We start from the raw sequence: 26952 nt of genomic DNA, 5'->3' as shown, positions 1-26952 counted from the left end.
GCCTTGGCCGCCATGCCAACCATTCGATTCCAGCTCAACGGCGCGACGGTGGCGGTGGATGTCGACCCCGATCAAACGCTGCTCGATGTGCTGCGCGGCCGGCTCGGCACGACCAGTCCGCATTTCGGCTGCGGGGCCGGTGAATGCGGCGCTTGTTTCGTGCTGGTCGACGACCGCGCGATGGCCTCCTGCGACATGCCGATGTGGTCGGTCGCAGACAAGCAAATCGTCACTCTGGAGGGCCTTGGCACAGCCGAGGAACCGCATCCGCTGCAACGCGCCTTCATCTCCGAACAGGCGATGCAATGCGGCTATTGCGTCTCGGGGATCCTGATCAGTGCGGCGGCGCTGCTCAAGCGCAATCCATCGCCGACGGAAGCTGAGGTCAGAGCGGCGCTCGATCGCAATCTGTGCCGCTGCGGATCGCACAACCGCATGGTCCGCGCCGTGCTGCGGGCGGCATCGGAGATGGCGACGTCATGAGTGCGCCGTCCCCTGCCCCGAAACTGCCGGTCAGCCTCGCCGCCAATCCAAGACTGTCGTCCTGGGTGAGGTTCACCGGCGAAGGCCGCGTGGCGATCTCGCCCGGCAAGGTCGAGATCGGCCAGGGCATCGTTACGGCGCTGGCGCAGATCGCGGCGGACGAACTCGACGTCGAGATCGGCCGCATCGACATGATCCGCGCCTCGACGGCTGCGAGCCCGAATGAGGGCGTCACCTCCGGCAGCCTGTCGATCCAACAGTCCGGCCGCGCACTGCGCCACGTCTGCTCTGAGGTGCGCCAGCGCTTCCTTGCGGCAGCGTCTGAACGTCTCGGCGTCGACGCAGCCCTGCTTGGCATCGATGACGGCACGATCTCGGGTCCGGGCAATGTCAGGACCAGCTATTGGGAGCTGGCGGGCGACGTTTCGCTCGACCACGACGCCATTGCGGGCACGCTGGCGAAGTCCGCTGCTGCGCGCAACATGGCCGGACATTCAATCCAGCGCGTCGACATTCCCGATAAGGTGTTCGCGCGGCCGCGCTTCATCCATGATCATGCGCTCCCAGGGCTGGTGCATGGACGCGCGCTGCGGCCGGATATCTCCGGCGCCAGGCTGATCGCGCTTGACGAAGCGGCCGCGCGCGCCGTTTCCGGGCTCGTTGCGATCGTCCGCGACGGCAGCTTTGCGGGCGTCGTCGCCGACAGCGAGGCCGCAGCAGAGGCCGCCCTGATAGCTTTGCGCAAGGGCGCGGCGTGGTCGGCCGGCGAGCCGCTGCCGGATGAAGACCATCTGGCGAGCTTTCTGAAAAGCCAGCCGGTCGAGACCACCGTCATCGACACCAGGACAGCGGCGGCGACAGAGAAGGCTACGCGCATTCTCCGCCGGCAATACACCCGCCCCTATATCGCACACGCCTCGATCGCACCGTCCTGCGCGATCGCGCAATGGTACGGCGACCGTGCCCATGTCTGGACACACAGCCAGGGCGTCTATTTGCTGCGCGCCGATCTTGCCATCGTACTCGAGTTGCCGGCCGAGAACATCGTCGTCGAGCACATGGAGGGCGCGGGCTGCTACGGGCACAATGCTGCCGACGACGTCGCGCTCGATGCCGTGTTGCTCGCCAAGGCCGCCGGCGGCCGTCCGGTGCGGGTGCAGTGGTCACGTCACGACGAGATGTCTCATGCGCCATTTGGTGCGGCGATGGCGATCGAGATCGAGGCCGAGCTAGACGCCAACAACGAGATCGTCGGCTGGCGCCATGCGATCTGGAGCAACGGCCACGCCGCGCGGCCCGGGCGCGCGGCGGCGCCGGCGTTGCTCGCCGCGACCGAGATTGCGAATCCCTATCCCCGCATGATCTCGAAGAATCCACCGGCGGCCAACGGCGGCGGCGGTGATCGCAACTCTGTTCCGCTCTACGACTTCCCGGCCTGGACGATCACGAGCCACCGTTTGCTGACGATGCCGGTACGCACCTCCGCGCTGCGGACCCTCGGCGCACAGGGCAACGTGTTCGCAATCGAATCCCTGCTCGACGAAATCGCCGTCCTGCGCGGCGAAGACCCGATCGAGTTCCGCTTGCGGCATCTCCGCGACGAGCGGGCGAAGGATGTCATCCGCGCGGCGGCGCGGCGCGCAGGCTGGAAGCCCGAGAGGCGATCCGGCGTCGGCTACGGCATCGGCTTTGCCCGCTATAAGAACACGGGCGCCTATTGCGCAGGGATCGCCGAGGTCGAAGGCGCCGATGACATCCGCGTGAGGCGGTTGACGCTTGCAGTCGACGTTGGCGAGGCCATCAATCCGGACGGCGTCATCAACCAGATCGAGGGCGGCGCGATCCAGGCGACGAGCTGGGTGCTGAAGGAGCGCGTCCGTTTCGATCGAGCGCGGATCACATCGACCTCCTGGACGGATTATCCGATCCTCGCCTTTAGCGAGGTGCCGGCCGTGGATGTCGAGATCATCCAGCGGCCGGAGATCGAGCCGGTTGGTGCCGGCGAGGCCGCACACGGCCCGGTGACGGCGGCCATCGCGAATGCGATCCACGATTGCCTCGGCGTGCGCGTGCGCGACCTGCCAATCACGCGTGACAAAATCATCGCTGCCATGGAGCTTGCATCGTGACGACAGTGAACATTTTGAGCGGCGGCGCGGCGCAAGGCCTGGTGCATGGCCTCGGCGACGCTTTCAAAGCGCAGACCGGATTTGGCATCGACGGCGAATTCGGCGCGGTCGGTGTGATGGCGGACAAGCTGCGCGCGAGCACGCCGGCGGATCTCGTGATCCTGACGCAGGCTCTTCTTACAAAGCTTGCCGCTGAGAAGCTTGTCGTCGCCTCCTCGATTGCGGATGTCGGCCGGGTCGAGACCGCGCTGGCAGTCCGCAACCGCGATCCCAAGGTGACCGTGAAGACCGAAGCCGATCTGCGTGAAGTCCTGCGCTCCGCGGACGCCATCTACGTTCCGGACACCAAGGCTTCGACTGCAGGCCAGCACGTCGCGAAGGTGCTGGATCTGCTCGGCATCGCTTACGAGGTCACCTCGCGCCTGAAGATCTTTCCGAACGGCGCAACGGCGATGCGCGAGCTTGCAGCGTCCTCCGCGACGCAGCCGATCGGATGCACCCAGGCGACCGAGATCATCGCCACCGACGGCATCGCGCTGTCCGGTTCGCTGCCGTCGGGATGCGAGCTCGTGACGATGTACACGGCCGGCATGGCCACGCAGGCGGCACATCCGAAAGAAGCGGCGGCGCTGATCGCGCTGCTGACAGGCGCAGACCAGAGGGCCCTGCGCCAGCGTGTGGGCTTCGCGAGCTAGATGCGGATGGCTCTATTTGTTCAGTTGGGTCAGACCGGTCGGCGGGCCATCAACGGCGGTCCAGCCGCCGTCGACGAACAGCGTGCTGCCGCTGACAAAGCTCGCGGCATCCGAGGCAAGATAGGCCACCGCGGTGGCGACCTCGTCCGCACTGCTCCAGCGGTTGAACACCGTATGGCCGGCATAGAGATCGTAGATGTCGGGGCGCTGCTTGAACGGGCCGGTCAGCGCGGTCTCGGCGATGCTGGGCGCGATCGCGTTGACACGAACGCCCGAACGGCCGACCTCGGACGCAAAACCCTTCACCAGAAGGCCGATCGCCGCCTTGGTCGAGCCGTAGACGCCGAGGCCTGGCTCGATGGTCACCGCGCGCACCGAGGAACAAGCAATGATGCTGCCGCCGTTCTGCTCGACCATGATGCGGCCGAAGGCCTGGAAGAACCAGACGGTGCCCTTGATGTTGAGGTTCAGGACCCGGTCGAGATCCTCCTCGGTGTAGTCGAGGATGGTCTTGCGGATATTGAGTCCCGGCGTGGTCACGGCGATGTCGAGCCGCGAAAATTTCTGCATCACGCCTTTAGCCAGCGCATTGACGTCCGCAGCGCTCGCGGCGTCGCACGCGGCCGCTTCGGCCCAGCCGCCCTTCTCACGAATGCCGGCGGCGGTCGCCTCCGCTGCGTCAAGCGCGCGATCAGCGCAGACGACGCGGGCACCGAGCCCGGCCAACGCCTCGGCCGACGATTTGCCGATGCCCGATGCGGCGCCGAGCACCACGGCCGTCTTGCCGGTGAGATCGAAGAGCTTGCGATAGTCAGTCACGGTCACATCCTTTTTTTGTTGCAGCCAGGTCGCTCGTTGCGCGCCAAACGGCCGGGACACGAGAGATTCAAATACAACGTTCACTCTCGGCAGCCGACCCATCGATCCAAAAACGGCATCGATCGATGCTCGCTTCAACGTGGACTCCTTGCTCCGCGCGCCCTTAGGAAGGCCAACGGGGAAATGGATTCAAGGAGGGGCGCTTGAGCGCGGACATATCCGTCATAGTCGCAAGAGAGGTCTCGCGCCCGGCTTCCGGTTCGAACACTGATTCCTGCTGCAGTGCAACGGAGCCACCCCCTCCGAATCTCCTAGTTGATCTTCTCGCAGATCCCCTCGTATACTAATATATCAATTTACAGAGCCAGCATGCCAGCCCGCTCGACCAAGAAAACTGAGGCCTCTACTGCTTCAGCCATGACCGGCACTCGCCGCGGTAAGCCACCGCAGCGAGCGACGGCCTCGTCGCGCATCTATGGCGAGCTACGCGGCGAGTTGGTCTCGATGCGACGCCGGCCTGGCGAAGTGATCTCAGAGGCCGAGATCGCGCTCACCTACGGCGTCAGCCGGACGCCGGTGCGCGAGGCGATCCTCAAGCTCTCCGATGAAGGCCTGCTCGACGTTTTCCCGCAGTCCGGCATCTTCGTATCCCGCATCCCACTCGCCGCCCTGCCCGAGGCCATCATCATCCGCAAAGCGCTGGAAGAGACCACCGCGCGGCTCGCGGCCGAGCGCGCGACCGCAAGCCAGATTCTGCAATTGCGGTCGATCGTAGAACGCCAGCGCGAAGCGGACGAGGCCGGCGACCGTGTCGCGTTTCACCAGGCCGACGAGCTTTTCCACGCCACCGTCGCCGATGTCGCCAGGCATCCCGGGATCTGGACACTGATCCTGCACGTGAAGGTGCATGTCGACCGCTATCGCCAACTGACGCTGCCGGTCACCGGGCGCATGACGCAGGTGATCGCCGAGCATGAGCCGATCCTCGCGGCGATCGAGGCGCACGATCCGCAACGTGCAGGGATTGCGATGGAGCGGCATCTCGACCGGCTGCTCAGCGACATCTCGGAGACGCAACATACCAATCCGGAGTTTTTCGCCAGCACGGAATGACCGGATCTCCGGTCAACAACGACACACACCTAAGAAAGTAATGAGGGAGGACTACCATGAGACGCCGTGATTTCATCAAATTGAGCGCCGGACTAGGAGCTGCCACGCTTGCCCCGATCTCGTCGGGCCACGCACAGACCAAGGCCGTGTTCAAGGCCGCCGACGTACAGCCGGTCGGCTATCCGACGGTCGCCGCCGTCGAGAGCATGGGCAAGAAGCTCGCCGAGGCGACCCAGGGCCGGCTCTCGATCCAGACCTATCCCTCGGCGCAACTCGGCGCCGAGAAGGAGACGATCGAGCAGACCCAGATCGGCGCCATCCAGATGTTGCGCGTCAGCGCCGGCGCGGTCGGCCCGATCGTCGATGACATCAACGTCGTCAACATGCCGTTCCTGTTCAAGAACGTGGCACAGTCCTGGAAGATGATGGACGGCGACGTCGGCCAGGAGCTGCTCGACAAGATCACCGCGAGCCCCAATGCCAATCTGGTCGGTCTGTGCTGGATGGATTCCGGCGCGCGCAGTTTCTACAACACCAAACATCCGATCAAATCGATCGCCGACGTCAAGGGGCTGAAGCTTCGCGTGATCGGCAATCCGATCTTCATCGACATGGTCAATGCGCTCGGCGGCAACGGCATCGCGATGGGCTATGACCAGGTATTTTCCTCGCTCCAGACCGGCGTGATCGACGGCGCGGAGAACAATCCGCCGAGCTACGTCTTCAGCAATCACTACACCGCGGCGAAATACTACTCGCTGACCGAGCACTTGATCATTCCGGAGATCCTCTGCTTCTCGAAGCGGTCCTGGACCGCGCTATCCGCCGGCGATCAGGCGCTGGTCAAGAAGTTCGCCCGCGAGGCCCAGCTGGAGGAGCGCGAGCTCTGGAAGAAGTATGAGACGACGGCGATGGAGAAGGCCAAGGCCGCCGGCTGCGAGATTGTGGAGATCGCCGACAAGAAGCCATTCCAGGATGCGGTCAAGCCGGTGTGGGACAAGTATGGTCCGAAGTACCAGGCCATGATCAAGCGCATCCAGGCGCTCTAGCTTAGACAAGGCGCTGAAGCGCGATGACGGCTCATCTTGGGCTCGTTGCGCTTCAGCCCACCAGCTTGAACCACTGACAGAGCAGGAAACGAGGATGGCCGCACTGTTTCGCCGAGCGATGGACTTTCTCTACCTGTTATGCGTGATCATCGGCTGCACCGCGCTGGTCGCGATCTCCGCGGTAATCCCGTGGGCGGTGTTTACGCGCTACGTGCTCAACAGTGCGGCTTCCTGGCCGGAGCCGACGGCGGTGCTGCTGACGATCGTGCTGACCTTCATCGGCGCCGCCGCCGGCTACCGGCTGAACCTGCACATGAGCGTCGCCTATTTCGCCAAGAAGCTTCCTCCACCACTGCAACGGGCAACCGACATGCTGGTCCAGCTCCTGATGGCGCTGATCGCGCTGTTCATGGTGATCTGGGGCGATCGTCTGGTCGAGGTCACCTGGTACAACACCATCCCGGATTTCCCCTCGCTGTCGGTCGGCGTCACCTATCTGCCGATTCCCATCGGCGGCGTCTGCCTGCTCCTGTTTGTCATCGAGCGAATATTCCTCGGGATTCCACCGGACCCGCTCGGCAAGCATCCCGAAACCGCCCCCTTCGAGTGAGCCTGGAGATATCACAATGGACATCTTCATCCTGCTCGGCACGATGATCTTTTGCTTCCTGATCGGCATGCCGATCGCCTATTCGCTGGCGATGGCGGCGATCGCCGGCGCGCTATCGGTCGGGATTCCCCTGGAAGCCTTGATGCTGAAAGTCTCGGACGGTGTCAGCAAGGTTGCGATGCTGACGATTCCGTTCTTCGTGCTCGCCGGCGCCATCATGGCCGAAGGCGGAATGGCGCGCCGACTGGTCGCCTTCGCCGATGTGCTGGTCGGCTTGACCCGGCTGCGCGGCGGCCTCTCGATCGTCAACGTGCTGGCGACGACGTTCCTCAGCGGCATCTCCGGTTCTGCCGTGGCCGATACCTCGGCGATCGGCTCGGTGATGATCCCGCAGATGGAGAAGAACGGCTATCCGCGCGTGTTCGCCACCAACCTCACCATCTCCTCCTCGGTGCAGGCCCTGCTGGTGCCACCGAGCCACAACGCCGTGCTCTATTCGCTTGCCACCGGCGGCACCATCTCGATCAGCGCGCTGTTCATGGCAGGCGTTTTTCCAGGGCTGCTGATCGGTTTCTCGCTGATCATCCTATGCCTGGTGATCGCCTATAAAGAAGGCCATCCACACGGCCGCACCGTGCCGGCCAAGGATGCCATCAAGATCACGATCGACGCGGCCTGGGGCCTGATCACGCTGGTCATCATCCTCGGCGGCATTCTGGGCGGCATCTTCACTGCGATCGAAGCTGGCGCGGTTGCTTGCATTTGGGCGTTCTTCGTCACCATGTTCATTTACCGCGACTACAAATGGCGTGATCTGCCGGTGCTGCTGCACCGGACCTTGCGCACCGTCGCGATGGTCATGACGCTGATCGCCTGCGCTTCTGCCGTCGGCTACATCATGGCGCTGACGCAGATGCCGGCGAAGATGACGGCATTCTTCCTGTCGATCTCGGACAATAAATACGTCATCCTGCTCCTGCTCAACGTCCTGCTGCTGCTGCTAGGCACGCTCCTGGACATGGCGCCGTCGATCCTGATCGCCACGCCGATCCTACTGCCGGTCATGCAGAATTTCGGCGTCGATCCCGTTCACTTCGGCATGATCATGCTGCTCAACCTCGGCATCGGCCTGTGCCATCCCCCGGTCGGCGCGATCTTGTTCGTCGGCTGCGCCGTCGGCAAGGTCTCGCTCGAAGAGGTCATGCGCAAGATCTGGCCGTTCTACGGCGTCATGCTGTTCGTGCTGATGCTCGTCACCTTCCTGCCGGAAATCTCGCTCTGGCTGCCGCGTCACATCCTGCGGTGAAGCAGACTGCGCCGGCTCGATGTCGCCGGCGCGTCTCTTGACGTCGCCGGCGCGGCGCCCTCAAGATGCTCCGAAATACGACGGAACATCTCACGGGAACGCCCATGCCGCGGAAGCTGATCGATATCTCCGTGCCGTTGCAGAACGACGTCCCGGCCGATCCGCCGGGCAATCACCCGACGATCCAATACATCGATCACCAGCAGGGACTGCCGCGCATGCTGCAGTTCTTCGACGGCCTCAAGGCCCAGGACCTGCCGGATGGCCAAGGCTGGGCCGTCGAGCAAGTCTCGCTGTCCACGCACAACGGCACGCATCTCGACGCACCCTGGCACTTTCATCCGACCATGAATCGCGGCGAGCGGTCATGGACCATCGACGAGGTCCCGCTGGAGTGGTGCTTGCAGCCCGGTGTGAAGCTCGACTTCCGGCATCTGCCGGATGGCTATGTCGCAACCGCCGACGACGTCGAGAAGGAGCTCAAACGCATCGGGCACACGCTTTCGCCGCTCGAGATCGTCGTCGTCAACACCAGCGCCGGTGCAAAATTCGGCCAGGCGGATTACGTCAACTCCGGCTGCGGCATGGGCTATGATGCCACCATGTATCTGCTTGAGCGCGGCGTGCGGCTCACCGGCACCGACGGCTGGAGCTGGGACGCACCGTTCGTCTTCACCGCGAAGAAATATGCAGAAACAAAAGATGCCGGCCTGATCTGGGAAGGCCACAAGGCGGGGCGGCACATCGGCTACTGCCATCTCGAGAAGTTGCACAATCTCGAGCAATTGCCTTCGACCGGGTTCACGATCTCATGCTTCCCGGTGAAGATCGAACGCGCATCGGCGGGCTGGACCCGCGCGGTCGCCATCATCGACAGCTAGCTGCCATCGAGGCCGCTTTCGGCAAGCTCGCGCAGCGCATCGGTATCAAGCACGACGATGGCGCCATGCTCGAGGCGCACCCAGCTCCGTCCGGCCCAGGCGCGCAATTGTTTGTTGATGCTCTCGCGCGTCATCCCCACCATCTCGCTGATCTCCTGCTGGGTGATCGCGAGTGTGCCGCTACCGGAGTCGAACTTGCGCTCCTCGGTGAGGCCGAGCAGCGCGCTCGCCAACCGGCCCGGCAGGTTCTGCAAGATCACTTGCTCGACCTGCTGGCTGGTCCAGCGCAGTCGTGCGCAGAGCAGTTCGATGAATTTCATCGCCAGCGCCGGCTGACTCTTCACAAACGGCAGGAAGTCGCGGCGGTCGATGATGTAGAGCTCGCAGTTAGTGTTGGCGGTCGCATCCGCCGACCGCGGCGCACCATCAAGTACGGCGATCTCGCCGAAGATTTCTCCGGGACCGATCAGATTGAGAATGGCATTCCGGCCGTCGGGCGACGAGGAGGAAATTTTTACTGTTCCGGAGATCACCGCGAACAAATTGTTGCCGGGGTCACCCTTGGCAGCGATCGTCGCACCACGCTTGACCGTGGTGTGCTTGGCGTAGCGGCAGAGCTGATCCAGCGCTTCCGGATCCAGATCTGCGAAGATCGGATGCTTGCGCAGGACTGAGAGTTTGTTGCCCGACGACTGTCGGGGGTCGCCGGTCTTGTCCTGAGGCACGCCGGGACTCCTAAGACTGCGAGGCACTGGAGTTCCTGCGTAGTCAACGTTGGCAGGCTTTTCAACCGGAAAGCACGGGCGCAGTTTGAAGCAAAATCTGTTAAATTGCTACGTTTGCGCCACGAAGCCGCATCCAAAGGATGCGGCAATGCGCTTCAAACCATGCAGAGTTGCAGAGACAGCCAGTCGTGGTCGAGCCCGCGGCACTCCGAAACGGGCGCGAATCGATCAAGGAGGCGCCGCGTGCGGGGCACGATCAGGCCGCGGCCAGGTCCTCGACCCGCGAAGGATCGCGCAGGCTGATTCCGTCACGGCGCGCGCTGCATCTTACTGCACTGCGCCAAAGTCGATTGAACCAGATCAATTTTGGCGGACATACCCTCTGTTGAGGGCCAACCCTCGTCCGAAGCGCGCTCGTAGCCGGCGCACCTCAGAGCTTCAGCCGGACGTCACAGATGTCAGGCTCGGTCGGATCCGGCTTGATCTCGAAGCCGAACTGCCGGCACATATCGAGCATTACGACGTTCTCCTTGAGCACGTCGCCCGAAATAGTCTTGAGCCCTTCCGACTTCGCGTAGTCGATGATCAGCTGCATCAAGGCCCAGCCGAGGCCCCTGCCCTTGAGATCGGACCGCAGCAAGATCGCGTATTCGCCGCTCTCGTAGATCGAGTCCGAGTGAAGCCGTACCACGCCGACCATCTCGTGCGTCTCGTCGAACGCAATGAACGCCATGGCGCGCGCGTAGTCGAGCTGGGTCAGGCGCGCGATGAATTCGTGGGTAAACTCCTTCATCGGTGCGAAGAAGCGCAGGCGGAGATCGTGCGGGGTAACGTGGCGCAGGAACTCGTGGATGGTCGGCTCGTCCTCGGGACGCAGGGGCCGCACGGAGATGCGCCAGCCGTCCTTGAGTGCGAGCCGGCGCTCCCATTGCGACGGATAAGCGCGGACGGCGAAATTGGCAGGACCCGAGCCCGCAAATTTCCGCTGCGGCGGCCCCACCGCGACGCGGGCATCAACGGCGGTCACGCCGGTTTCGTCCGCCAGCAACGGATTGATATCGAGCTCGCGGATTTCGGGGATATCGGTCGCCATCTGCGCCAGCTTGACCAGCACCAGCGCAACGGCGTCCTGCTTGACCGCCGGCACGTCGCGGTACGCGGGCAACAAGCGCGACACACGGGTGCGCTCGATCAGATCGCGCGCGAGCTGCAAATCGAGCGGCGGCAGCGCCAGGGCTTTGTCGTTGATGATCTCGACCGCCGTTCCGCCGCGCCCGAACACGACAACGGTGCCAAAGGTGGGATCGTCGGCAATGCCCAGGATCAGCTCGCGCGCCTTCGGCTTCACGACCATCGCCTGGACGATGACGCCGTCAATGCGGGCTTCGGGCCGCAGCTTCCTTGCCCGCGCGAGAATATCGACAGCAGCCGCGCGTACCGCGACCGGCGAGGTCAAATTGAGTACGACACCGCCGACGTCCGACTTGTGCACGATGTCGCGCGACATGATCTTGAGCACGACGGTCGCGCCTTGCGCGAATATCTCATCCGCATAGGCGACCGTCTGTTCAACATCTGCGGCCGCATAGGTCGGCACCATTGTGATGTCATAGCATCCGAGCAGATGTTTGATCTCGACGGGCTCGAGCCATTGACGTCTGTCGGCGATGGCCGTCGTAACGATCTGCTTCGCAGCCGCGACATCCGGCACGAACGTATCGGGCATCGCCGGGGGAACTTGGCTCAGCTCGTCGACCACCTCGCGATGCCGGACCATATGCATGAAGCCACGCACCGCGTCGTCTTCGGTCGGATAGTTCGGAATGCCAGTGGCGGACAGCGTCGCAATGATCGGCTGATCTGCCCCGACCCAAGCCGCAAGCACGGGCTTGGCCCAACTGCGGTGCTTCTCGCGATACTTGACGACGAGCTCAGTCACGATCGTGGCGATCTCGGCAGCCGATGCGATTGCGGTCTGCACGTTGAGCACGAGGACAGCGTCATTGCCGGGATCGTCGAGCAGCACCTGCAGCGCCGCTGCATAGCGCGACGAATCAGCGTCGCCGACGATATCGACGGGATTGGCGCCGGACCAGGTCGGCGGCAGCACCGCGTCGAGCTTCTCGCGCGTATCGGATGTCATGGGTGCGGGAATTCCACCAAGGTCCGCTAGCCGGTCGACCGCCAGGACACCGATGCCGCCACCATTGGTGAGGATGGCGAGGCGCTTTCCCGCCGGCGATCCGATCCGGCCGAGTGTCTCGGCACAATCGAACAGCTCACGAAGATCGGACACCCGGAGAACGCCGGCGCGGCGGAAGGCTGCATCATAGACCGCGTCAGCGCCTGCGAGAGCGCCTGTGTGCGTGGCCGCCGCTTTTGCACCCTGCGCCATGCGGCCGGACTTCACCACGACAACCGGTTTCACACGCGCTGCCGCACGCGCCGCCGACATGAATTTCCGCGCGTCCTTGATGGCCTCGATATAGAGCAGGATCGCGCGGGTTCTGTGGTCCATCGCGAAATGGTCGAGCAGGTCCGCGATGTCGACATCGATCTGATCGCCGATCGAGACGATGCCGGAGAAGCCGACGCCGCGCTGCGCGGCCCAATCCACCATGCCGGCCGCGATCGCGCCCGATTGCGAGATCAGCGCGAGGTTTCCGGCGCCTGGCATGTGCGCGGCGAAACTCGCGTTGAGGCTTGCCCCGGGCATCATGATGCCGAGGCAGTTGGGGCCGATCAGCCGCATGCCGTATTTGCGGGCAGCAGTGGTGGCGGCTTCCTGGAGCGACCCCGGCCCGTAACCGAGTCCCGCAGAGACGATCAGGGCGCCGGCCGAGCCGCGACGACCGGCCCGGTCGATGATCTCAGGGACCTCTCGCGCCGGCGCGGTGATGACGATGAGTTCGGGCACGAATGGCAACTGCTCCAGACTGCTCACCGCCGCCACGCCGCCAATCTCGGCATGGCGCGGGTTGACCAGACCGAACTGTCCCTTGAATCCCGCCTTGCGAATGTTCTCCAGGACCGCGCGTCCGACGGAGACCGGCCGGGAGCTTGCACCGACCAGCGCGATCGATCGGGGCGACAACAGGTTTTTCAGGCGGTAGGTCGACATGATTGCAATCGTCCGATCGGGCAGCGGGTCCGACAGCTACGAAACTAACCCGGATACGTGCTGATACGCCCCTAGTGCGACATCATCACCCAGCACGGTGGCTGGCCGATGACGGTCTTGGTCACGCCGCCCCAAACGATCTCGTTCAGACGCGAATGGTGGTAGGCGCCCATCACGATGGCGTCGATGGCGTGGGACTGCGCCCAGCTCCCCAGCACCTTGCCGATTGAGCTACCGCTTCCCTTTACGGTCTCGAAGGATGCGTAGACGCCGTGTTCCCTCAGATGATCGACGAGGCTCGTTCCGGACTGCATGACCTCGTCGGTCTTGTCGTCCGTGGCGGTCACCACGCGCACCGCGTTGGCAGCCTGAAGGATCGGCAGCGCGTCGCCGATCGCACGTGCGGCGCGGGCCGAGGGGGCCCAGGCAATCATGACGTTTTCGATTTCCGGCCGTAGCAGCTCCACATACTGCTCCGGACAGAGCAGCAGTGGCCGTCCGGATTCGAACAGGAAGGTCTCGACGATGTTTTCTGCACGACTGTCGTGCGACTTCACCGGGACCAGGGTGAGGTCGCTGAAGCGCGCATGCTCGGCCAGGGTCGACGCGATCTGATCCGCCGACACCCTGCCTGATCGGCTTTGGGCGCGAACGCCGATACGGGAGGCCGCGTGGGTGAATGCGTTCAGGAGCTGCTGCATGTCACCCACCTCGCGCACAGCGCTGAGTTGGGCCGACTCCGGGTCATCGGGGAACACCACCTTCGGCCGGACGAAAACGTCATCCTCGAGCGCAAGCCCGGTCACCCTGGCGCCGAGGCTCGCGGCGACGGCTACGCACTTCTCGATCGCGGCCAGCGTGGGGGCACGCGGCTCGCCAAAGAGGGGCAGAAAGACGTCCTTGATGGGCATCGGACTCTCCTTGCCGGCCAAAATGGGCCGCCTTTGCTTCGGACGCTTGATCCTCCTCAAGCCGGGAAAACTCCGCATCGCCAGCCGACGACAGGCCTTGACGGAAGTCAAGGACTGGTCGCGGTCCCAACTTAAGGGTTACCCTTGTGGTCGGACCGCTTGGCGCCTCATCTGCAACATGCCGGCAGGAATGACAGACAATTCTGCGACCCAGGAACGGATCTTTGCCGCACTGACCGCGCATGTCGGCGTGAAGCGGATCGACACGCACGCGGCTTCGGTCTTCCTCGACGGGACGCGTGCGCTGAAAATCAAGCGGGCGGTCAAGTATCCCTTTCTCGATTATTCGACACTCGAGAAGCGCAAGGCAGCCTGCGAGGAAGAAGTCCGGATCAACCGGCCGCATGCGCCACAGATCTATCATCGCGTCGTGGCCATCACGGAAGAGCCGGACGGATCGGTAAAGGTCGACGGCCGCGGCCCGCCGATCGAGTATGCCGTCGACATGTCACGCTTCGACGAAAGTCGGACGCTGGACCATCTGGCGAAGGCCGGACGGCTCGATGCGGGCCTGGCGTCGGCCATCGCGGACGCTATCGCGGCTTCGCATGCGGCGGCGACGCGCGCCGACGGCAAGGCCTGGATGTCCTCCATCCCCGCCCTGATCGACGGCAACAGCAATGGTCTGCGGAACGGCAATCATGTCCCAGCCGCAGAGATCGAGCAGCTTGCACAAGCCTCGCACGCGGCCTTCCTGCGCATCCGCCCCTTGCTCGAAGAGCGCGACCGCCAAGGCTTCGTGCGCCGTTGCCATGGCGACCTGCACCTCGCGAATATCGTGCTGATCGAGCAGCAACCCGTGCTATTCGACGCCATCGAGTTCGACGCGCAGATGGCGACTGTTGACGTGCTTTACGATCTCGCCTTCACACTGATGGACCTGTTGCGCCACGATCAGCCGCTGGCGGCCAACACCGTTCTAAACCGGTATCTTGCCGTGACGCCGCCGGAAAACTTCGACGCCCTCAGCGCGCTGCCGCTGTTCACCTCGATTCGCGCAGTGATCCGCGCGCAGGTAGCGGTCGCACGGCTGAAGCCGCCACATTCCGACGATATGGGCATTCTCGGCGAGGCCTGCCGCTATTTTGACCTTGCCCGGGCGTTGATTCGACCTCCCGCTCCCCGCCTCATCGCGGTGGGCGGATTGTCGGGCACTGGCAAGACGGTTTTGGCGCGCACACTCGCACCCATCGTCGCGCCGCAGCCAGGCGCCGTCGTGTTACGCAGCGACGTCATTCGCAAGCAAATGTTCGGTATCGCCGACACCGACCGGCTGCCGCCATCCGCATACACGCCCGACCTCGCAGAACGGGTTTACGCGATGTTGGCCCAGCGCGCCGGCCGCGTGCTGGCCCAGGGTCATTCGGTCATCGTCGACGGCGTGTTCGCCCGCGATTTCGAGCGCGACGCCTTCGCCACGCTGGCCCGGGATTGTAACGTGCCTCTCACGGGCCTCTTCCTGGTCGCGGACCTGGCGACCCGGCAGGCCCGAATCGGTGGTCGCCGAGGGGACGCATCCGATGCCACGCAAGAGGTTGCCGCGTCGCAAGAGCACTATAATATCGGCCATATCGGTTGGACGACCATCGATGCATCCGGGACACAAGCGCAGACGCTCCAGAGCTGCCAGGACGCGATCGCTCGGGGCAAATAAGGCAATCTGATTGGCCCGGGCTAGGATGGCGCGACCCACCACGAGTTCGACGGCGACCGCCCGTGCCAGGCCGACGGCGAGCGGGCGCCTCAGCCCCGGCATGGCCTGCGATACGGCCTTTCGGATCATCGCCCGCCGTCACCTCGCCGCCGTCCTCACCCAACATGACGGGACCTGTCGTGGCGATCCGGAGGCGCTACATCAGATCCGAATCGCGCTGACCCATCTGCGGACCGCGATTCGCTTCTTTTCGCCCATGGTCGACGATGCGCTGCGCTCCAAAGTCTGGGCCGAGTTGAAATGGCTGAACAGCCAGCTCGGCATGGTGCGGGACCTCGACGTCGCCATCGAACGCGTCGTGGCCGAAGCCGGCGACGAGCTCGCGGTGATTGCCGAGCTCCAGCACTGGGACGAGAAGCGGGCCGAAAGCCATCGCCTGCTGGCCCGCGCGCTGCAATCGGCGCGATATCGCCGCCTGGTCGAACAGACCTCGAGCTGGATTGAGAGTGGACCCTGGTCGACCAGGCGCAGCAAGGAGGCCATCAGGCTGCGCCACTGCCCGCTCGCCGACCACGGGACGGCGCAACTGATTGAATGGGAGAAGACGCTCCTCAGGAAGGCCAAGAAGCTCCGCAAGCTCGACGTCGAGAAACGGCACAAGCTGCGGATCCTTAACAAACGACTGACCTATTCGATCGAGTCGCTCCGGGATTTGTTCGCCGACGAGTCGCTGACGAAGCAAAAGTCGATCCTCAAGCAGCTGCGCAGGGCGCAAAAGTCGCTCGGACAGTTGAACGACGATGCGCGCGGTCAAACGCTGGCCGCGTCCTTGAACGAGGCCATTCCCGAGGCCGGCATTCGCTTTCTCGACCGCAAGCGAGAAAAGAAGCTGTTACGAACGGCTTCGACGGCCTATCGCAAGCTGGACAAGGCCAAGCCCTTCGACTCCTCCGATCTGACGCCGGACTCGGAGTCGGAGGACTAGCTCTAACGCCACGCAAAGCGCGGGCGCCGGCTACGATTCATCCTCATGTCCGGCGTCTATCTGAACTCACCGGAGGACGAGAATCTCTCCAAGACGAGCTGATCGTAGTTCAGCGAGGAATGACGGCGGTGGCCTCGATCTCGACGCGCGCCGCTTTCTCGACGAGGCGCACGACCTGGACAAGCGCCATCGCGGGATAATGCGCACCAAAAACGGTACGGTAGATCTTGCCGAGCTCCTTCAGGTTCGTCAGGTACTCCTCCATGTCGACGACGTACCAAGTCAGACGCACCAGGTGTTCGGGCCGTGCGCCGGCTTCGGCGAGGATCTCGGCGATGTTGCCAAGAGTCTGGCGCACCTGCGCGACAAAGCCGTCCGCGAGATGCTCCTCGGCATCCCAGCCGATCACGCCGCCAGTGACGACGATGCGCCCTTCGGCGGCCAAGCCGTTGGCATAGCCCTTCGGGATCGGCCAGCCCGAGGGCTGCAGCACCTGTGCCCTGGGGCTGGCGTCATCCTCGGCTGCACTTGGCAGCACCGCGAGCTGTGGGCCTTTCGGCGTCGTCACGGACAATTCTCGATCCTCATCTCATTCTGCCGCGACGCCCGAAGAGGTCGCCGCTGCCTGCGCCAGTTGCCGCAAGGCAAAGCGTTTCAATTTTCCGGTCTCGGTCTTCGGCAGTTGGGTCACAAACTCGATTGCGCGCGGATATTTATACGGCGCGATCTCGCGTTTGACATGCTCCTGCAACTCGGCTGCGAACTTTGCATCCGGCGTCACACCCGGCGCGGTAATGACATAGGCCTTCACAATCATCCCGCGCGCCTCGTCAGGCGCACCGACGACGCCACACTCGGCAACCGACGGATGCGTGAGCAGCGCTGCTTCGACATCCGTGCCCGCGATATTGTACCCTGATGACACGATCATGTCGTCGGAGCGCGACTGATACCAGAAGTAACCGTCGCTATCCATCAGGTAAGTATCGCCAGTGATGTTCCAGCCGTTCTGGACGTATTTGCGTTGCCGTTCATCGGCGAGATAGCGGCAACCGGTTGGCCCGCGCACGGCGAGCTTCCCCATCGTGCCCGGTGGCAAATCATTGCCGTCGTCATCGACGATCTTCGCCTCATAGCCCGGCACGGGCTTGCCGGTCGCACCGGGGCGGATTTCGTCTTCAGTCGCGCTGATGAAGATATGCAGCAGCTCGGTCGAGCCAATGCCGTCCATCAGCTTGATGCCGGTGGCCTTGAGCCAGGCATCGAACGTCGGCTTGGGCAGCGTCTCGCCCGCGGAAACGCACTTTCGCAATGAGGAGATGTCACGGTCCAGAAGCTTGCTGATCATGGCGCGATATGCGGTGGGCGCAGTAAAGCAGACCGTGGTCTTGTACTGCTCGATCGCCGACAGCATGTCGTCCGGCGTCGTCTTCTCCAGAACGACAAAGGATGCACCGATGTGCATGGGGAACAGCACGCCGCCAAAGCCGAAAGTGAAGGCGAGCGGCGCCGAGCCGATGAAACGGTCGTTCTGCTCGGCCTGCAAAATGTTACGGGCGTAGCCGTCGCACACCGCCAGCATGTCCCGGTGGAAATGCATGGTGCCCTTCGGATCGCCGGTCGTGCCCGACGTGAACGCGATCAGGCAGATATCGTCAGCGGCGGTATCGACAGCCGTAAACTCAGGGCTCGCATCCACGATCAGGGCCTCGAGCGAGTCGGCAGCGCCGTTGCCCCAATAGACGACATGCCTGAGACCGGGCGCGGCTAGCTTCGCCTTCTCCATCTCATCGGAGAGTTTTCCGTCGCAAAGCGCGAGCGTGATCTCCGCCTTCTGGATCGGATAGGACAGCTCCTTGGCGCGCAGCAATGGCATCGTCGCCACGCAGATGCCGCCGGCCTTGATCACCGCGAGATAGGTCGCAACCATCATCGGGCTATTGGCGGAGCGCAGCATCACCCGCCCGCCGGTGACGAGACCGAGCTTGCCGACAAGCACATTGGCGATGCGATTCACCAGCGCTTGCAACTCGCGATAGGTGTAGCTGACGGCGGGACTGATGACGCAAGGCGCGTCGCCGTGGCCCTGTTCAACCCAGCGGTCGAGGAAATAGCTGACGCAGTTCAATCGCGACGGATAGTGCAACTCTGGCCGCGTGAAGATGAACTCCGGCCAGATTCCGGGCGGCGGCAGATGCTGCCGCGCGAAAGTGTCGACATGGGCCGTCGCGATGTTGCCGTCATGCGAGCCCGTCACTTGAACCTCGGCGGCGTTGGCCATCGCACGCTCCTTTCAGCATGGAAAGCACCCGGCAGCACTAACTGAGAAACATTTTAGGCTTAAAACAATTCGACGCAATAGCGGATTTTGGGCATCCCGTGCATTTTCCTGCGGCAAATGGGATAGGCGACCGGCCTGCGCGCGAACCTAAGGCCGGTGTCGCCCGGCCGATTTCTGCGCCGACGCCTTCGTCTTGGCGAGGAGCCGCATTAACTCGCGAACATCCTTCGGCGTCAGGTCGGCGAAGAGCTCGGCGATCCAGGTCTCGTGTTCTGCGGCCATCCTGCGAAACTCGGCGCGACCGAGTTTTGTGAGGCGGATCACCTGGACGCGACGGTCCGTCTCCGATGTGCGGCGATCGAGATGACCGGATTCCACCAGGCGTTCGACGAGGCCGGTGACGTTGCCGTTGGACACCATCATGCGCTTGGAGACATCCGATAGCGTCATGCCATCAGGCGCCTTGTCGAGCTGCGCCATCAGATCGAAACGGGGCAGCGTGACGTCGAAGCGCTGCCGCAACCGGCCGCGGACTTCGCCCTCGATCAGGGTCGTACAGGTGAGCAGGCGCAACCACAGCCGGAGCTCTTCGGCGTGGTCCTCCGGCGTTTCGGCGGCCTTGGTCTCGGAATCGAGCATCTCGATGCAGTCACTCACGGCCGGCATTGCCGCCGGCACGGATTCCCCAATGTTTTGAGCTTCAAGTAAATTGACGCCGGCCGCAAGCCCAGAACTGCAACAATCGACCGCACGTCAATTTCTTTAGGCTTCAAATAATTGGCGCGCCGCTTGCATGCACGCTGCTCCGCACGAGTGGCGACGCGTTGAGCTTTGCTTGCCGCGACAGCCATCATCGGCATAAGCTTCGATCAGAGTACGCGGCTTGCGGCGCAAGCCGGCTTGTCACGGGGGGAGACATCATGAAGACGCAACTGACCTTGGCTGCGACCGCCTTGCTGCTCGGCACCGCGATGAGCCCAGCCGTCGCCCAGGAAAAGATCAAACTTGGTGTGATCGTGACGCTGTCGGGGCCCGCCGCCGCGCTTGGCCAGCAGGTTCGCGACGGCTTTGCACTCGCGATGAAGGATCTCGGCAACAAGATGGGTGGCCGCGATGTCGAAGTCGTCGTGGTCGACGACGAGCTCAAGCCGGATGTGGCAGTAACCAAGGTCAAGGGCCTGCTGGAGCGTGACAAGGTCGACTTCGTGGTTGGACCGATCTTTTCCAACATCCTCCAGGCGATCCACCGGCCGGTGACGGAGTCGAAGACCTTCTTGATCAGCCCCAATGCCGGTCCGTCAACCTTTGCCGGCAAGGACTGCAACCCGTTCTTTTATGTGACGTCGTATCAGAACGATCAGGTCCACGAAATCCTCGGCAAGGTTGCGCAGGATCGCGGTTACAAGCGCATGTACCTGATGGTGCCGAACTATCAGGCCGGCAAGGATTCGGTCGCGGGCTTCAAGCTCGACTACAAGGGCGAGATCGTCGAAGAATCCTACATGCCGTTGAACACGCTCGACTTCCAGCCGGAGCTGTCCAAGATCGCGTCGCAGAAGCCCGATGCGGTGTTCACGTTCATGCCCGGGGGCCTCGGCGTCAATCTCGTCAAGCAGTACAAGCAGGCCGGCCTCACCGACACTATTCCAGTACTTTCGGCATTCACCGTGGATGAATCGACCCTGCCCGCGCAGCAAGACGCGGCCGTCGGCATGTTTGGCGGCGCGAACTGGGCGCCCAATCTCGACAACCCCCAGAACAAGAAGTTCGTCGCCGCTTATGAGGCCGCCTATAGCAGCGTGCCTGGTACCTACGCCTTCCAGGCGTATGACGCCGCGATGCTGATCGACAGCGCGGTCAAGGGCGTGAAGGGCGACCTCTCTAACAAGGACGCTGTCGCGGCTGCCCTGAAGAAGGCGGACTTCACGTCGCTGCGCGGTTCGTTCAAGTTCAACACCAACGGCTATCCGATCCAGGATTTTTACCTGACAAAGGTCGCCAAGCGTCCGGACGGAAAATTCCAGACCGAGATCGTTCAAAAGGTTTTCGAGAACTACGGCGACCGCTATGCCAAGGACTGCAAGGCGGCGAACTAAGGCTGCGCGTCGCGTTTAGGGAGGACACAGAAATGAAGAGCGAAATCACCGGCATCACGAGGGCCAATGAGGGCATCCAGGGTATTTCCTGGAATATCCTCGGCCAGACCTACGTGCCGAAGAGCAACACCGAACACAGCTTCTCCTGGCATGCGACATTGCCGCCGGGCACGTTCGTGCCGCCGCACATTCATCCCGACCAGGACGAATATCTCTACATGCTGGAGGGCAAGCTCGACTTCATGCTCGGCAATTCGGAGTCGCAGGCAACCCCGGGCGATCTGATCCGGCTCGGCATGGGCGTGCCGCACGGCATCTTCAACAAGTCGGATCAGACCGCAAAAGTGCTGTTCTGGGTCTCGCCGACCAAAAAGCTGTTCGACCTGTTCTGGGGCCTTCACAACATGAAGGAACAAAAGCCGGAGGATGTCGTCGCGATGGCCGCCGAGTTCAACATCCACTTCCTGCCGCCGCCGCCCGGCGCCGGCTAGCCTCTCTCATTAGGCGCGCACCGCCGCGAGTCCCGGGACCGCGGCGAAGCCGGCCTTGGTGGCATAGCCACGCACAATCGCCTCGCGCTGGGAATAGCTCAGCACGTTGTCGACATTGTCGAAGCCGTCGGGCGCAAGCTGCTCGACGGCGTCGATGACGCCCTCGGGGCCGCCGCGCCGGTTGGAGCGGACGATGTCCGCGGTCATCGGCAGGCGCTTCTTCTCGTATTCGATCAGGGCCTGACGCGGATGCTCGGTGCGCACCAGCGCGTCGGCAAGGCAGCGCGCATCCAGGATCGCCTGCGAAGCACCGTTGGAGCCGACCGGATACATCGGATGCGCAGCATCGCCGAGGAGCGTAACGCGCCCCGACGACCAATAGGGCAAGGGATCGCGGTCGCAGGTCGGATATTCGTAGAACTCGGGCGTCGCCGAGATCAAGCTCTTCACATCGATGTACGGCACCGAGAAGCGCGCGACATGCGGCATCAGTTCCTCGCGCCGGCCCGGCCGCGACCAGTCTTCCTTCCGCGGCGGCGGCGCATTGCCCTCGCCCACTTTCACCAGCACCGCCCAATTGGTCAGCCGGCTTGCCGGGCTCGATCCCTCCGCGATCGGATAGATCACCACCTTGGCGTTGAGGCCACCGGCCACGATCATCGATTTTCCGGTGAGGAACAACGGCCAGTCGCGCGCACCGCGCCACAGCATCAGGCCGTTCCAGCACGGCGACCCTTCGTTCGGGAACAGCGTATCGCGGACACGCGAATGGATGCCATCGGCACCGATCAGGATATCGCCGCGCGCGGTGTGAATGTGCGCGCCGGCACGATCGAAGAAATAGGCGGTGACGCCGCCCTCGTCCTGCGTGAACGCACCAAGCCGGCAGCCAGTGTGGATTGCGTGCTGGCCGAGCCGCTCCTCGACGGCGCGATGGATGACGCCCTGGAGGCGGCCGCGGTGAATCGAGAATTGCGGCACATCGTGGCCGGCGTCCACGCCGCGGGCTTCGCGCCAGACCTCCTGGCCATGGCGGTTGAGGTAGTAGAGCTGGTCAGTGCGGATCGCGACGTCGTCGAGTTGTTGCAGCAAGCCAACGCCGGCAAGCTCCCGCATGGCATGCGGAAGTGTGTTGATACCGACGCCGAGCTCGCGGATCGTATCGGATTGCTCGAATATCTCGCACCCGATGCCGCGGGCCCGCAACATCAAAGCCGTGGTGAGACCACCTATACCGCCACCGACGATAATCGCCTTCATCGCCCTTACTCCACTCAATACACAGGCAACGGGGTTAACGTCGCACGGGCGGTTACTCCGCCGCAAGCGGCTTTGCCGCCTCCGCCTTCAGCTCGGCCCGGGTCTTGGGCTTAGCCTTAATTCTCAGCTCCTCGAGATCCTGCCGATCACGCACGCTATTGCGGAAAATCTGGTCTTTCCCGGGCGAGTATTGCGGTGGGCAGAAAGCGTCGCCTGCGCCATACCAGGCGGCCGCCTTCATGGTGAAGAAAGGGTCGACCAGATGCGGACGCCCCAGCGCGACGAGGTCGGCCCGACCGGCGGCCAGGATTGTGTTGGCCTGGTCCGCAGTCGTGATGTTGCCTACACACATGGTTGCCACGCGCGCCTCGTTGCGGACCTGGTCGGAGAAAGGCGTCTGGAACATGCGCCCATAGACCGGCTGCGCATCGCGGACCGTCTGGCCCGTCGAGACGTCGACGAGATCGACACCGGCCTCGGCAAACGCACGCGCAATGGCCACCGCATCATCGCCGGTGATGCCGCCGTCAGCCCAGTCAGTAGCGGAAATGCGCACGGACATCGGCTTGTGCTTCGGCCACACCGCCCGCAGCGCCTCAAATATCTCGAGCGGGAAGCGCAGCCGGTTTTCGAGCGAACCGCCATATTCGTCCGTACGGCTGTTCGTCAGCGGCGAGATGAAGCTCGCGAGCAGATAGCCGTGGGCGCAGTGCAATTCAAGCATATCGAAGCCACAGCGCTCGCCGCGCTCGGCCGCAGCAACGAAAGACTCTCTCACGGCGCTCATGCCGGCGCGATCGAGCTCGCGTGGCACCTGGCTGTCGGGGAAATAGGGCAGCGCCGATGCAGAGACCACGTCCCAACCGCCTTCGTCCAGCGGCCTGTCGATGCCGTCCCACATCAACTTGGTCGCACCCTTGCGGCCGGCGTGCCCGAGTTGCAGACAGATTTTTGCAGCGGAGTTGCGATGGACGAAATCGACGATGCGCCGCCATGCCGTCTCCTGCTTGTCATTCCACAGGCCGGCGCAGCCGGGTGTGATCCGCGCATCGCGGCTGACGCAGGTCATCTCGGTGAAGATCAGGCCGGCGCCACCGATGGCGCGCGAACCGTAGTGCACGAGATGAAAATCACCGGGAACGCCCTCCTGCGCCGAGTACATGCACATCGGCGACATCACGGCGCGGTTGGCGATCTCCATCTCGCGCAAGCGGAACGGCTGGAACAGCGGCACCATCGGCTTGTCGGTGCGAACGTCGAAGCCGTTGCTCCGCACCTGCCTGGCGAAGGACGTCTCGACTTCGGCGACGAAATCGGGCGCGCGGAGCTTCAGATTGTCATAGGTGATCGCCTTCGAGCGCGTCATCACGCCAAAGGCGAACTGCACGGGATCGAAATCCCAGAAGCGGTCGACATGCTCGAACCAGACCAGCGAGACGTCGGCGGCATGCTGGGTCTTTTCGACCTCCTCGCGGCGTCCATGCTCGTAGACATCCAGGGCGGCTTTGATGCTTGGTGCCCTCTGCATCGCCTCTGCCAGCGCGATCGCGTCTTCCATCGCGAGCTTGGTCCCCGAGCCGATCGAGAAATGCGCGCTCGCCTTGGCGTCGCCGAGCAGGACCATATTGTCCTTGATCCAGCGCTTGCTGCGGACCATTGGGAAATTGCGCCACGTCGAGCGGTTGGTGACGAGCTTGTGCCCGTCGAGGAACCAGCCGAAGATTTCAGCCATCCGTGCAGCGGACTGGGTCTCATTCAGCCCCGTCAGGCCCGCGCGCTCGAACGTCTCCGGATCGGTCTCGAAAATCCAGGTCGAGTGACCGGCTTCATATTGGTAGGCGTGGGCGATGAATGGCCCCCACTCGGTCTCCTGGAAGATGAAGGTGAAGGCATCAAGCGGCCTGGTCGAGCCCATCCAGGCGAACTTGTTGGTGCGGAGGTCGACTTCCGGCTCGAAGTGATCGACATGCTTCTCCCGGAACCGGCTGTTGATGCCGTCTGCGAGTAGAATGAGATCGGCATCGGCGAAACGAGACTCGTCGTCGACATCCACTTCGAATTGCAGGCCGACGCCTAGCTCACGTGCCCGTTCCTGGAGGATCAGCAACAGTTTCTGCCGCGAGCAGCCGCAAAAGCCGTTGCCTCCGACCCGATGCACCGTGCCGCGAAAATGCACGGCGATATCGTCCCAGTAGGCGAACTCCTGGGTAATCCGGCGATAGCTTGGGAGATCGTGCTTCTCGAAATTGTCCAGCGTGGCATCCGAGAAAACCACGCCGAAGCCGAAGGTGTCGTCGGCGCGGTTGCGCTCATAGACGCTGATGTCGGCGCTTGGGCGCTGCTTCTTGAGCAGGATCGCTGCGTAGAGACCCGCAGGTCCGCCACCGATGATCGCGACTTTCATGGGAGCCTCGCCAATTCACCCGGCCACGAAACTATTTTAAGCCTAAAATAATCTTGCGCAAGTCCCCCGTTCCCGGCCTCCCGTAGGAAAGGCCGCTTAGTCGCCCTTGAAGACCGGTTTGACCTTGTTGGCAAAAGCCTCGAAGGCGCGCTCGAAATCTGCCGTCGTCATGCACAGCGCCTGGGCAACGGCTTCGGCTTCGATCGCCTCCTCCACCGACATCGCCCATTCCATCGCCAGCATCCGCTTGGTCATGGTATTGCCGAAGGTCGGCCCTTCCGCCACCTGCTTGGCCAGCAGTTGCGCTTGAGGCAGCACCTGCTCTGGCGTGACGATGCGGCTGAAGAAGCCCCAACGCTCGCCCTCCTCGGCGGTCATGAACCGGCCGGTGTAGAGCAACTCGGATGCGCGGGACTGGCCGATGATCCGCGGCAGGATCGCGCAAGCGCCCATGTCACAGCCGCCAAGGCCGACCTTGTTGAACAGGAACGCCACCTTGGCCCCGCTCGCGGCGAGCCGCATATCGGACGCCATGGCGATGATTGCGCCGGCACCGGCGCAGATGCCCTCGACTGCGGCCACGATCGGCTGCGGGCAGGCCCGCATTGCCTTGACGAGATCGCCTGTCATTCGCGTGAACGCCGTCAGCCCCTTGGTGTCCATTTTCACGAGCGGGCCGATGATCTCGAACACGTCGCCGCCGGACGAGAAATTGCCGCCGGCGCCGGTGACGACGATACACTTGACCGCGTCATCGAACGCGCAGGCACGGAAGAAATCCGTCAGTTCGCGATAGCTCTCGAATGTCAGCGGGTTCTTCCGCTCGGGACGATTGAGCGTCACGGTGGCAACACCGTCGACCACGGCCAGCAGAAAGTGTTGCGGCGAATAGTCCGCGAGCGGCACCGTGACGGGATTGGCTGGTCTGCTCATTCGATCTCCTTAATCACTTTGTTCCGTGCCCGCCCCAAGCACGCTAGATTTCTCCACCGGCAACCGCAATCGCCTGTCCCGTGATCGCACCGGCGTTCTCACTGCACAACCAAAGCACGGCGTTCGCCACTTCCTGCGTCGTGATCAGGCGTCCCTGCGGATTGTGCTTCGCGAGTTCGGCGATCGCCTGCTCGCGGGTTCGCCCGGTCTTTTTCATGATGTTGTCGATGCTGCCAGCAACCAGATCGGTGTCGGCGAAGCCGGGGCACACTGCATTCACGGTCACATTGCTGCCGGCCATCTCCAGGGCAAGCGAACGCACGAGACCGACCACAGCATGCTTCGCCGCCGTGTACGCGCTCACGTAAGCGTAACCCTTGAGCCCGGCCGTCGATGCAATCGCAACGATGCGCCCGTAGGGGCGATCCTTCATCCCCGGCAGCACAGCGCCGACAGCATGGACAACGCCCATGAAATTGACGTCCATCATGCGCGCAAAAAGGGCGCTGTCCGATTTCGCAAACGGCGCGGATTCGGCGCTGCCGGCGTTTGCGATCAGGATATCGATCGGCTTTCGCGCGTGCGCTGCGGCGATCGCTGCCTTCAGCGCAGCTTCGTCCGAGACGTCGGCAACGGTTGCATAATGCGCGGCGCCTGTGCTCACCGCATCTTCGAGCGTAGCCGCGTTCCGACCGAGCACCGTTACGGTGGCACCAGCGCCGACAAGGGACGCTGCGATCGCGCGGCCGATGCCGCGACCGCCACCGGTCACCAGCGCGTGCGGCGAATGCGGCAATGCGGACATGCGCGGGCTCCCTCAAGATCTGCTGATCGTTCCTCCGATATATTTTAACCTTCAAGTTTTTGCAACGAAAGCGCGGATCGACGCCGCAACACTCTCATGCGAGAGACCGGTCTGAAAATTGCTTTAAGTATAAAATTATCT

Annotated in this window: 23 protein-coding genes; 12 read left to right on the top strand and 11 right to left on the bottom strand. The window is 63.3% G+C overall.

Translation table 11 applies throughout. The annotated features are described in order from the left end of the window. The first annotated feature begins 12 nt into the window (after window positions 1-12). Genes ABIA96_RS20505 through ABIA96_RS20495 form a run of 3 tightly spaced genes read left to right on the top strand, consistent with a single transcriptional unit; the run spans window position 13 to window position 3307 of the window. Window positions 13-483 carry a (2Fe-2S)-binding protein gene (locus tag ABIA96_RS20505; protein ID WP_354138854.1) on the top strand — a complete coding sequence of 157 codons (471 nt, stop codon included), beginning with the start codon at window positions 13-15 and terminating at the stop codon, window positions 481-483. Beyond that, window positions 480-2612 carry a xanthine dehydrogenase family protein molybdopterin-binding subunit gene (locus tag ABIA96_RS20500; protein ID WP_354138853.1) on the top strand — a complete coding sequence of 711 codons (2133 nt, stop codon included), beginning with the start codon at window positions 480-482 and terminating at the stop codon, window positions 2610-2612. Before ABIA96_RS20505 ends, ABIA96_RS20500 begins: the two co-directional genes overlap by 4 nt. Continuing rightward, window positions 2609-3307, top strand: a complete 699-nt coding sequence (locus ABIA96_RS20495; protein ID WP_354138852.1) for a molybdate ABC transporter substrate-binding protein — start codon at window positions 2609-2611, stop codon at window positions 3305-3307. The genes ABIA96_RS20500 and ABIA96_RS20495 overlap by 4 nt, the downstream gene beginning before the upstream one ends. Before the next feature lie 12 nt (window positions 3308-3319). Here the strand turns inward: ABIA96_RS20495 and ABIA96_RS20490 are convergent, their stop codons facing one another. Beyond that, window positions 3320-4126, bottom strand: a complete 807-nt coding sequence (locus ABIA96_RS20490) for an SDR family NAD(P)-dependent oxidoreductase (RefSeq protein ID WP_354138851.1) — start codon at window positions 4124-4126, stop codon at window positions 3320-3322. A 417-nt stretch (window positions 4127-4543) separates the two neighbouring features. On the opposite strand from ABIA96_RS20490, the gene ABIA96_RS20485 reads away from it, so the two are divergent. The 5 genes from ABIA96_RS20485 (at window position 4544) to ABIA96_RS20465 (ending at window position 9085) form a co-directional block, all read left to right on the top strand. Then, window positions 4544-5239 (top strand): GntR family transcriptional regulator, encoded by a 696-nt coding sequence (locus ABIA96_RS20485; RefSeq protein ID WP_354138850.1) that lies wholly within the window; start codon window positions 4544-4546, stop codon window positions 5237-5239. A 56-nt stretch (window positions 5240-5295) separates the two neighbouring features. Next, window positions 5296-6288 carry a TRAP transporter substrate-binding protein gene (locus ABIA96_RS20480; protein WP_354138849.1) on the top strand — a complete coding sequence of 331 codons (993 nt, stop codon included), beginning with the start codon at window positions 5296-5298 and terminating at the stop codon, window positions 6286-6288. Window positions 6289-6382: 94 nt separating this feature from the next. Continuing rightward, complete coding sequence (locus tag ABIA96_RS20475; RefSeq protein WP_354138848.1) at window positions 6383-6898, top strand: TRAP transporter small permease; 516 nt, start codon at window positions 6383-6385, stop codon at window positions 6896-6898. Window positions 6899-6914: 16 nt separating this feature from the next. Next, on the top strand, window positions 6915-8204 hold the full coding sequence (locus ABIA96_RS20470; protein ID WP_354138847.1) for a TRAP transporter large permease: 1290 nt from the start codon (window positions 6915-6917) through the stop codon (window positions 8202-8204). Between the two features lie 104 nt (window positions 8205-8308). Beyond that, on the top strand, window positions 8309-9085 hold the full coding sequence (locus ABIA96_RS20465; protein WP_354138846.1) for a cyclase family protein: 777 nt from the start codon (window positions 8309-8311) through the stop codon (window positions 9083-9085). Here ABIA96_RS20465 and ABIA96_RS20460 read toward each other — a convergent pair. From ABIA96_RS20460 to ABIA96_RS20450, 3 genes are all read right to left on the bottom strand, one after another. Further along, the gene (locus tag ABIA96_RS20460) at window positions 9082-9810 is read right to left on the bottom strand and encodes a Crp/Fnr family transcriptional regulator (protein WP_354138845.1); all 729 of its coding nucleotides are present in this window, start codon (window positions 9808-9810) and stop codon (window positions 9082-9084) included. The genes ABIA96_RS20465 and ABIA96_RS20460 overlap by 4 nt on opposite strands. Before the next feature lie 430 nt (window positions 9811-10240). Then, a complete protein-coding gene (locus ABIA96_RS20455; protein WP_354138844.1) occupies window positions 10241-12931 on the bottom strand; it encodes a bifunctional acetate--CoA ligase family protein/GNAT family N-acetyltransferase in 2691 nt (896 codons plus the stop codon). 71 nt (window positions 12932-13002) lie between these two features. After that, window positions 13003-13842, bottom strand: coding sequence for a universal stress protein (locus ABIA96_RS20450; RefSeq protein WP_354138843.1), 840 nt, complete (start codon window positions 13840-13842; stop codon window positions 13003-13005). A 190-nt stretch (window positions 13843-14032) separates the two neighbouring features. Here ABIA96_RS20450 and ABIA96_RS20445 point away from each other — a divergent pair, with 190 nt between their 5' ends. After that, window positions 14033-15556: a bifunctional aminoglycoside phosphotransferase/ATP-binding protein gene (locus tag ABIA96_RS20445; protein ID WP_354138982.1), complete on the top strand. Its 1524-nt coding sequence runs from the start codon at window positions 14033-14035 to the stop codon at window positions 15554-15556. A 25-nt stretch (window positions 15557-15581) separates the two neighbouring features. Continuing rightward, window positions 15582-16541, top strand: coding sequence for a CHAD domain-containing protein (locus ABIA96_RS20440; protein ID WP_354138842.1), 960 nt, complete (start codon window positions 15582-15584; stop codon window positions 16539-16541). A gap of 109 nt (window positions 16542-16650) precedes the next feature. On the opposite strand, the gene ABIA96_RS20435 is transcribed toward ABIA96_RS20440, so the two are convergent. From ABIA96_RS20435 to ABIA96_RS20425, 3 genes are all read right to left on the bottom strand, one after another. Continuing rightward, window positions 16651-17109 carry a RidA family protein gene (locus tag ABIA96_RS20435; RefSeq protein ID WP_354138841.1) on the bottom strand — a complete coding sequence of 153 codons (459 nt, stop codon included), beginning with the start codon at window positions 17107-17109 and terminating at the stop codon, window positions 16651-16653. A gap of 21 nt (window positions 17110-17130) precedes the next feature. Further along, the gene (locus ABIA96_RS20430) at window positions 17131-18822 is read right to left on the bottom strand and encodes a benzoate-CoA ligase family protein (RefSeq protein WP_354138840.1); all 1692 of its coding nucleotides are present in this window, start codon (window positions 18820-18822) and stop codon (window positions 17131-17133) included. A gap of 147 nt (window positions 18823-18969) precedes the next feature. Next, window positions 18970-19488: a MarR family winged helix-turn-helix transcriptional regulator gene (locus tag ABIA96_RS20425; RefSeq protein WP_354138839.1), complete on the bottom strand. Its 519-nt coding sequence runs from the start codon at window positions 19486-19488 to the stop codon at window positions 18970-18972. 254 nt (window positions 19489-19742) lie between these two features. Here ABIA96_RS20425 and ABIA96_RS20420 point away from each other — a divergent pair, with 254 nt between their 5' ends. Together ABIA96_RS20420 and ABIA96_RS20415 are read left to right on the top strand one after the other, a co-directional pair. Next, on the top strand, window positions 19743-20918 hold the full coding sequence (locus ABIA96_RS20420; RefSeq protein ID WP_354138838.1) for an ABC transporter substrate-binding protein: 1176 nt from the start codon (window positions 19743-19745) through the stop codon (window positions 20916-20918). 32 nt (window positions 20919-20950) lie between these two features. Further along, a complete protein-coding gene (locus ABIA96_RS20415) occupies window positions 20951-21409 on the top strand; it encodes a cupin domain-containing protein (RefSeq protein ID WP_354138837.1) in 459 nt (152 codons plus the stop codon). A gap of 9 nt (window positions 21410-21418) precedes the next feature. Here ABIA96_RS20415 and ABIA96_RS20410 read toward each other — a convergent pair whose 3' ends face one another. The 4 genes from ABIA96_RS20410 to ABIA96_RS20395 all read right to left on the bottom strand — a co-directional run bounded on the left by ABIA96_RS20410 (window position 21419) and on the right by ABIA96_RS20395 (window position 26811). Beyond that, window positions 21419-22669 (bottom strand): flavin-dependent oxidoreductase, encoded by a 1251-nt coding sequence (locus ABIA96_RS20410; protein WP_354138836.1) that lies wholly within the window; start codon window positions 22667-22669, stop codon window positions 21419-21421. Between the two features lie 52 nt (window positions 22670-22721). Further along, the gene (locus ABIA96_RS20405) at window positions 22722-25073 is read right to left on the bottom strand and encodes a bifunctional salicylyl-CoA 5-hydroxylase/oxidoreductase (RefSeq protein WP_354138835.1); all 2352 of its coding nucleotides are present in this window, start codon (window positions 25071-25073) and stop codon (window positions 22722-22724) included. A 96-nt stretch (window positions 25074-25169) separates the two neighbouring features. Then, window positions 25170-26006: an enoyl-CoA hydratase family protein gene (locus ABIA96_RS20400; protein WP_354138834.1), complete on the bottom strand. Its 837-nt coding sequence runs from the start codon at window positions 26004-26006 to the stop codon at window positions 25170-25172. Window positions 26007-26049: 43 nt separating this feature from the next. Continuing rightward, window positions 26050-26811: an SDR family NAD(P)-dependent oxidoreductase gene (locus tag ABIA96_RS20395; protein WP_354138833.1), complete on the bottom strand. Its 762-nt coding sequence runs from the start codon at window positions 26809-26811 to the stop codon at window positions 26050-26052. Between the last annotated feature and the right edge of the window lie 141 nt (window positions 26812-26952).

It is taken from the genome of Bradyrhizobium sp. LB11.1 (genome assembly GCF_040549385.1).
GTDB lineage: Bacteria > Pseudomonadota > Alphaproteobacteria > Rhizobiales > Xanthobacteraceae > Bradyrhizobium.
This window is presented reverse-complemented; position numbering and strand designations above follow the sequence as displayed.